The sequence below is a fragment of the Dyella sp. genome (genome assembly GCF_036384435.1).
GTDB lineage: Bacteria > Pseudomonadota > Gammaproteobacteria > Xanthomonadales > Rhodanobacteraceae > GSA-30.
Window position 1 is genome coordinate 69,727 of sequence record NZ_DASVMI010000181.1, and the last position, 6,397, is coordinate 76,123.

A 6,397-nucleotide genomic window follows, 5' to 3' on the forward strand; every position below is an offset into this window, starting at 1 on the left:
GTAAGCTCTACCCGATACTGATCACGGGATGCCTCGATGTGCTTGATTGCTTTTGCCTGGAACGCACATCCGCGTTGGCGTCTGGTGCTTGCGGGCAACCGCGACGAGTTTCATGCGCGTCCGAGTGCGGCGTTGGCGCGGTGGGAGGATCGACCCCTGATCGCCGGGCGAGATCTTGAAGCAGGTGGCACCTGGCTCGGCGTGACCGATGATGGGCGTTGCAGTGTGGTGACCAACGTGCGTGATCCGCGTGATCCGCAACAGGGGCGCTCGCGCGGCTTGCTTGCACTCGATTATCTGGGCGGGGCGGCGACGGCAGCTGAGCATGCCATTCACCTGATCACCGAGGCCTCGTCGTATCGCCCGTTCAATTTGCTGACGTTCGATGACGAGCGGGCGTTTTTCCTGGGTAATCGTCCAGCCTCGCGGATGCAGGCTATCGAGGCCGGCGTGCACGGCTTGTCCAATGCCGATTTCAATACGCCCTGGCCGAAGACACGCCAGTTGATGCAGCGCTTGCAGGCGTGGCTGGATGCCGACACGCCCGATGATTTCGGCGTGCTTTTCGAGGCACTCGCCGATGAGCGGATCGCGCCCGATGATCAGTTGCCCGATACCGGTGTCGGCCTGGAGCGCGAACGTTGGCTGTCATCCGCATTCATTCGCGGCGAGACGTATGGCACGCGGGCCAGTACCGTACTGGCCATCGATCGGAGTGGCGTGGGAGTCATCATCGAGCAGCGTTTCGGTCCGTCCGGTAGTGAGGCGGGACGCAGCGAAGTGCGCTTCGGAGCACCCCACGCGCGCGGCTAGCCCAAGGCTGACTCGCGGCGCGGTGTTGGCTGCTGCGTGTTTTGGCGCTTGCGGCCATGCTGCATGCTGCTTGAAGCATGGATGTGCGATATGCGGCTATATGTGTGCCTGTTGTGCCTGGCCTGCCTGGGTGTGGCGCAGGCGGCGTGCCCTGATTGGCCAGTCGATAAGGCCCGGCGCGAGCTGGCGTTACGGCGTGCCCACCTGGAGCGTTGGAACTCGGCGTATCGCCAGGACGGCACATCGCCGGTTGATGACGAAATCTATGACCAGCTGCTTCAGCATTTCGAGACGCTGCGCGGATGTTTTCCCGGTGTTTCCAGTGTGGCGAAGCAGCGCGGCGCGGCCGGGCGTGCGCTGGCGCCAGTGGTGCAGACGGGGCTGGCGAAGCTGCGTGATGTCAATGCCGTGGCCGACTGGATACGCTCTGGCGACCACAACGACCTCTGGGTACAACCCAAGGCCGACGGCGTCGCAGTGACCTTGCTCTATGTCGACGGCCGGCTGGTGTCGGCGACGAGCCGCGGCGATGGCGTGCATGGAAGCGACTGGACGGCCGCATTGCGCGACGTGGCGGCGGTGCCTCGCCGGTTGCTGCACGCGCCCGCACGGGTGGTGTTGCAAGGCGAGTTGGTGTGGCGTCTACCGGGGCATGTGCAGGTGTTGGCGGGAAGTGTGGGTGCTCGCGCCCAGGTAGCCGGTGCGTTGGCGCGTGGCAGCCTGGACGCGAATGCCGCTGGGCATATCGAGCTATTCGTCTGGGACTGGCCCGATGGTCCGCAGGATATGCCTGCGCGCCTGCGCGGCCTGAAAGCGATGGGCTTTGGTCGCAGCGTGGATTTGACCCATCGGGTCACCTCGCCCGACGACGTGGCGCAGTGGCGCGAGCGCTGGTACCGCACGGCATTGCCTTTCGCGACCGACGGCATTGTGCTTAGACAGGGGCATCGTCCGCCATCGTCGACATGGAAAGCGCGTCCGCCAGCCTGGGCGGTTGCCTGGAAATACCCGCCGTCGAAAGCCGTGGCAACCGTCACCGACGTGGATTTTCGCCGAGGACGCACAGGTCGCATCGATGCGGTATTGCAGCTGGAGCCGGTTGTGCTTGGCGATCGCACCGTACGTCGGGTGCTGGCAGGCTCCTTGGCGCGGTGGAAGACACTGGATATTCGTCCAGGCGATCAGGTGGCGATTTCGCTGGCGGGGCTCACGATTCCGCGCCTGGACGGGGTGATCTGGCGTAGCCCCGGTCGTGCGCACGTATCGGTTCCTGCGATGCCGCCCTCGGATGGTCTGGCCTGTCTGCAATACGCTCCTGGTTGCGAGGGGCAGTTCCTGGCGCGCCTGGTCTGGCTGAGCGGAAGCGATGGACTGGATCTTCCGGGCATGGGCGAGCGCCGTTGGAAATCGCTGGTCGATGCCGGTCTGATCCATGGCCTGCTCGACTGGGTGGACCTCGACGCCGCGCAACTACGCGTGCTGCCTGGTGTCGGCCAGGTGAGGGCACAGGCGATGGCCGATGCCTTCAGCCTGGCGCGCACGCGTGGCTTTGTGGCGTGGATGCACGCCCTGGGAGCGCCGCCGATCGATGATCGTCATTGGTCGCAAGAGGATTCGTCATCCTGGGACATGGCCGCTGGCATGAGCGAGCAGGCATGGCTTGCGAGGCCGGGCGTCGGCAGGGTGCGTGCGCGTCAGCTGGTGGCCTTCTTCACTCACCCGCAGGTACAAGGCTGGGCACAGCGCCTGCGTGAGGCGCATATGGAAGGGTTTGCAGCCAGCGGTCAGCCCTTGATCTCGCCATCCAAGTAGAACCAGCGTCCGTCCTCGCGCACGAAACGGCTGACTTCGTGCAGGCGTTGCGCACTGCCGCCGCCGTATCGCATGCGCGCGACGAATTCGACGATCGCATGGTCGCCCTCGCTCTGGTGGCGCTTCACGCTCAGGCCTAGCCAGGTCGGGGCCGGGTGCTGACCAGCGAGATCCAGGTGTGCGGGGCGCGTGTCTGGATGCCAACTGGCCAGCAGGTAGTCTTCCAGCCTGAGCACATAGGCGCTGTAGCGCGAGCGCATCAGCGCCTCGGCGGTAGCAGCGGGCGTGCCTTGGTGAATCGGCTGGCAGCAGTACCTGTAGCCCTGCGAGGTGCCGCAGGGGCAGGGTGCGGACGTGTCGATGGCTGGCATGTGCGATGGAGTCTATGAGCGGACCGGGCGTCCATCCTTGGCCCTGTCTGGCGAAAAGGCAAATCTAGGAAGGAAGTCATGGTAGGTCTGTTCGGCACAGTCCCTTAAAGTCGAAGGTCGCACGTGATGTGTGCCTGTCCATTGCATGCCGCCTGTCCCGGGCGGTCTTCAGGAGGTTGCATGATCCCCGCTCGCCCCTTGCTCTCCCTCGCCGTGCTTGCCGCTTCGCTGGCTGCCGGCATGGCTCATGCGCAGACCGCGCCGTTGACGCCGGATATCCCATCCCAGTTCACGGCGGCTACCGGTAACTACGACTACATCAAGCGCGAGGTGATGATTCCGATGCGCGATGGCGTCAAGCTGCACACGGTGATCGTCATCCCCAAGGGCGCTACGCATGCGCCGATCCTGCTGACGCGCACGCCGTACGACGCCAGCGGCCGCACGGCCCGCCTGGAATCGCCGCAGATGGTCAACGAGCTGCCGCAAGGCGACGAGTTGTTCGTCAAGAGCGGCTACATTCGCGTGTTCCAGGACGTGCGCGGCAAGTACGGTTCGGAGGGCGAGTATGTTATGACGCGTCCATTGCGTGGTCCACTCAACAGTAGCGAAGTCGATCACTCAACCGATGCCTACGACACCATCGACTGGCTGGTGAAGAACATCCCCGAGTCCAATGGCAAGGTCGGCATGCTCGGCTCATCGTACGAGGGTTTCACCGTGGTGATGGCACTGATCCATCCGCATCCTGCGCTGAAGGTCGCTGCGCCGGAGAGCCCGATGATCGATGGCTGGATGGGCGACGACTGGTTTCATTACGGCGCGTTTCGCCAGACCAACTTCGACTACATCATGGGCCAGACGGCGCAGAAGGGTAAGGGCGATTCGATTCCTCGCGCAGGCTACGACGATTACACCAATTTCCTGCAGGCGGGCTCGGCCGGCAATTTCGCGCGTGCTGCCGGGCTGGATCAGCTCGCCTTCTGGCGCAAGCTCGAAGAACACCCCGCATACGACGCCTTCTGGCAAGACCAGGCGCTGGACAAGATCATGGGCGAGCAGCCGCTGAAGGTGCCGACCATGTGGTTGCAGGGGCTGTGGGACCAGGAAGATATGTGGGGCGCGATCCACAGCTACGAGCAGGTCGAACCCAAGGACAAGGGCAACGACAAGAATTATCTGGTGATGGGGCCATGGCGCCATAGCCAGGTGAACTACGACGGCACTTCGCTGGGGCCGCTGCAATGGGATGGCGATACCGCGCTGCAATTTCGCCGCGACGTACTCAAGCCATTTTTCGATCAATACCTGGTCGATGGTGCGCCCAAAGCCAACACGCCGCCGGTACTGATCTACAACACTGGCGAGAACCATTGGGATCGCTACAAGTCCTGGCCGTTGAGCTGCGAGCAGGGTTGTGCGAACAAACCCAGGGCTTTGTACCTGGAAGCCGGCGGCAAGCTATCGTTCCAGGCACCGGATGCCTCGGCAGTAAAATTCGACGAATATGTTTCCGATCCGGCCAAGCCGGTGCCGTACCAGCCGCGTCCGGTGACGTTCGGCGATCACGCGGCGTGGATTCGCTGGCTGGTCAACGATCAGCGCTTTGTCGATGGCCGTCCAGACGTGCTGACCTTTGTCAGCGAGCCGTTGACCGCGCCCTTGCATATCGGCGGTGCGCCGCAGGTCAACCTGTATGCGTCCACCAGCGGCACGGACAGCGACTGGGTCGTCAAGCTGATCGATGTCTATCCGGACTCGATCGCCTCCAATCCGACCATGGGCGGTTACGAGCTGCCGATCTCGCTGGATATCTTCCGAGGTCGCTACCGCACCAGTTTCGAGCATCCACAGGCGCTTGAGCCCCATGCCCCGCTGCTATACACGTTCGGCCTGCCCACGGCCAACCATGTGTTCCAGCCGGGTCATCGCATTATGGTGCAGGTACAGTCGACGCTGTTCCCGTTGTACGACCGCAATCCGCAAACCTTTGTACCCAATATTTTCGATGCCAAGCCGTCGGACTACGAGAAGGCCACGCAACGCGTGTGGCATACGCCGGGCACAGCCAGCTTCATCAGCTTGCCGGTGGTGTCGAAGTAAGCAAGATCGCGCGGCATGGATTTTCGGGTAATGCATGCAACGCCGACGATGTGGCGGCGTTGCATGGCATGTCCACATTAACTGGCATGCTTTCCTTTTGTGTCCACTCCCGTCCTCTAAGCCCACGCAACCTACGGCACAAGCCTACGGGGCGTATGAATTAGACTTCATTGATCCGATGTTCTGATTGGCAGCCATTGGCCAGAAGGGATGATTTTTTCCAGGAAGGAGAAAGGTATTGAACAGGCAAATTTTCCTGTCGTTTTTCGCGTTCGCGTGTATCGGGGCTACGCAGGCTGTTTTTGCGCACCAGGCGGAGTCGGTCCAATCCGTGCTCGATACGGTCAACCGCCTCTACAACGTCACGTCGGGTCATTGCCAGGAGCCCGATACGCATGCGGCTCGAGGTCATTACTATTGCAGCGGGCTGCTGGTGCGCACGGTGGAAGACAATGACTACCTTCCCTGGACTTTCAGCCCGCAGGCCACCGCCATGGGGGCATCATCGTATTCATGGATTCGCGCTGACGTGGCAACGACGCGCTTGCTTCGTCAGGCCGGTTTCATCCTGCGAAATGCGCGAGAGGCGGGCGCGCGAGGATTGCCGGCGGTCGATGCGGGATTCATGTGCCTGTTTGCCATAGATGGCTCGACTGCGGCGGGCAGGCCCTTGCCGCATTACGGCTGTGAACACCGCAAAGACGTGTTGCCGGTAAATTTTCCTCAACCTTCTGCCATGCATCGCAACATCGAATTTGCGTGGGGGCAATGTGAGGCGGCCGGTATTTTAACGCACGAACAATGGGTCGATTTTCGTCAAGGTTATCCGGATACCGAAAGCAGCTGGGCGCAGTGTTCGTGGAACGTCGATCGGCCCGAAGCCTGGGATCATGCCATCCTCGAACACCGGCTTTATGGTGCGATCGCGGAGGATTTCTACATCTGGAATGAGCTTCTTTTGCGCATCACCGACGACGGTTCCATGCTGAAGGATAAGATCGCCGCGTTCTTCTATGATCCTAACTTCAAATACGAAGAAGGCGAATCTTTGCCGCAGGCACAGAACTTCCAGCGTAAGCTCGATGCACATGGCTACCAGGTTCCCGTGCTTCGCGTGGACTTCAAGGCGCCTGCATCACAACGCTTCAGTTATCACCCCGAGGATCAGGTCATCCCTTTGTGGTAAGGCGTTGCGGTAAGGCGTTCACCCCATTTAGGTCACCATATGCCTTTGTCGCCGGGGAGAAGCATCCGGCGATGAAGGCGTATGGCTAGGCATGAACCCCATCGGTCGCTGT

The 6,397-nt window shown here is 61.9% G+C and carries 6 protein-coding genes; 4 read left to right on the plus strand and 2 right to left on the minus strand.

What is annotated here, in order from left to right; translation table 11 throughout:
• The first annotated feature begins 36 nt into the window (after positions 1–36).
• Positions 37–813 (plus strand): NRDE family protein, encoded by a 777-nt coding sequence (locus tag VF436_RS19345; RefSeq protein ID WP_330905683.1) that lies wholly within the window; start codon positions 37–39, stop codon positions 811–813.
• A 90-nt stretch (positions 814–903) separates the two neighbouring features.
• Positions 904–2,625 carry an NAD-dependent DNA ligase LigB gene (ligB, locus tag VF436_RS19350; protein ID WP_330905684.1) on the plus strand — a complete coding sequence of 574 codons (1,722 nt, stop codon included), beginning with the start codon at positions 904–906 and terminating at the stop codon, positions 2,623–2,625.
• Here the strand turns inward: ligB and VF436_RS19355 are convergent.
• Positions 2,598–2,996: a YchJ family protein gene (locus tag VF436_RS19355; protein ID WP_330905685.1), complete on the minus strand. Its 399-nt coding sequence runs from the start codon at positions 2,994–2,996 to the stop codon at positions 2,598–2,600. The two genes, ligB and VF436_RS19355, sit on opposite strands and share 28 nt — an antisense overlap.
• Positions 2,997–3,176: 180 nt before the next feature.
• Between VF436_RS19355 and VF436_RS19360 the strand changes: the two genes are divergently transcribed.
• Positions 3,177–5,099 (plus strand): CocE/NonD family hydrolase, encoded by a 1,923-nt coding sequence (locus tag VF436_RS19360; RefSeq protein WP_330905686.1) that lies wholly within the window; start codon positions 3,177–3,179, stop codon positions 5,097–5,099.
• Positions 5,100–5,259: 160 nt separating this feature from the next.
• Here VF436_RS19360 and VF436_RS19365 read toward each other — a convergent pair whose 3' ends face one another.
• Positions 5,260–5,496 carry a hypothetical protein gene (locus VF436_RS19365; RefSeq protein WP_330905687.1) on the minus strand — a complete coding sequence of 79 codons (237 nt, stop codon included), beginning with the start codon at positions 5,494–5,496 and terminating at the stop codon, positions 5,260–5,262.
• Between the two features lie 132 nt (positions 5,497–5,628).
• Here VF436_RS19365 and VF436_RS19370 point away from each other — a divergent pair, with 132 nt between their 5' ends.
• A complete protein-coding gene (locus VF436_RS19370) occupies positions 5,629–6,285 on the plus strand; it encodes a hypothetical protein (protein ID WP_330905688.1) in 657 nt (218 codons plus the stop codon).
• The last annotated feature ends 112 nt before the right edge of the window (positions 6,286–6,397 follow it).

What these genes read in the sequence shown, in the direction of transcription:
- VF436_RS19345 (WP_330905683.1), top strand. Translation starts at nt 37, where the DNA reads ATGTGCTTGATTGCTTTTGCCTGGAACGCACATCCGCGTTGGCGTCTG.
- VF436_RS19355 (WP_330905685.1), bottom strand. Translation starts at nt 2,996, where the DNA reads ATGCCAGCCATCGACACGTCCGCACCCTGCCCCTGCGGCACCTCGCAG.
- VF436_RS19365 (WP_330905687.1), bottom strand. Translation starts at nt 5,496, where the DNA reads ATGCGTATCGGGCTCCTGGCAATGACCCGACGTGACGTTGTAGAGGCG.
- VF436_RS19360 (WP_330905686.1), top strand. Translation starts at nt 3,177, where the DNA reads ATGATCCCCGCTCGCCCCTTGCTCTCCCTCGCCGTGCTTGCCGCTTCG.
- ligB (WP_330905684.1), top strand. Translation starts at nt 904, where the DNA reads ATGCGGCTATATGTGTGCCTGTTGTGCCTGGCCTGCCTGGGTGTGGCG.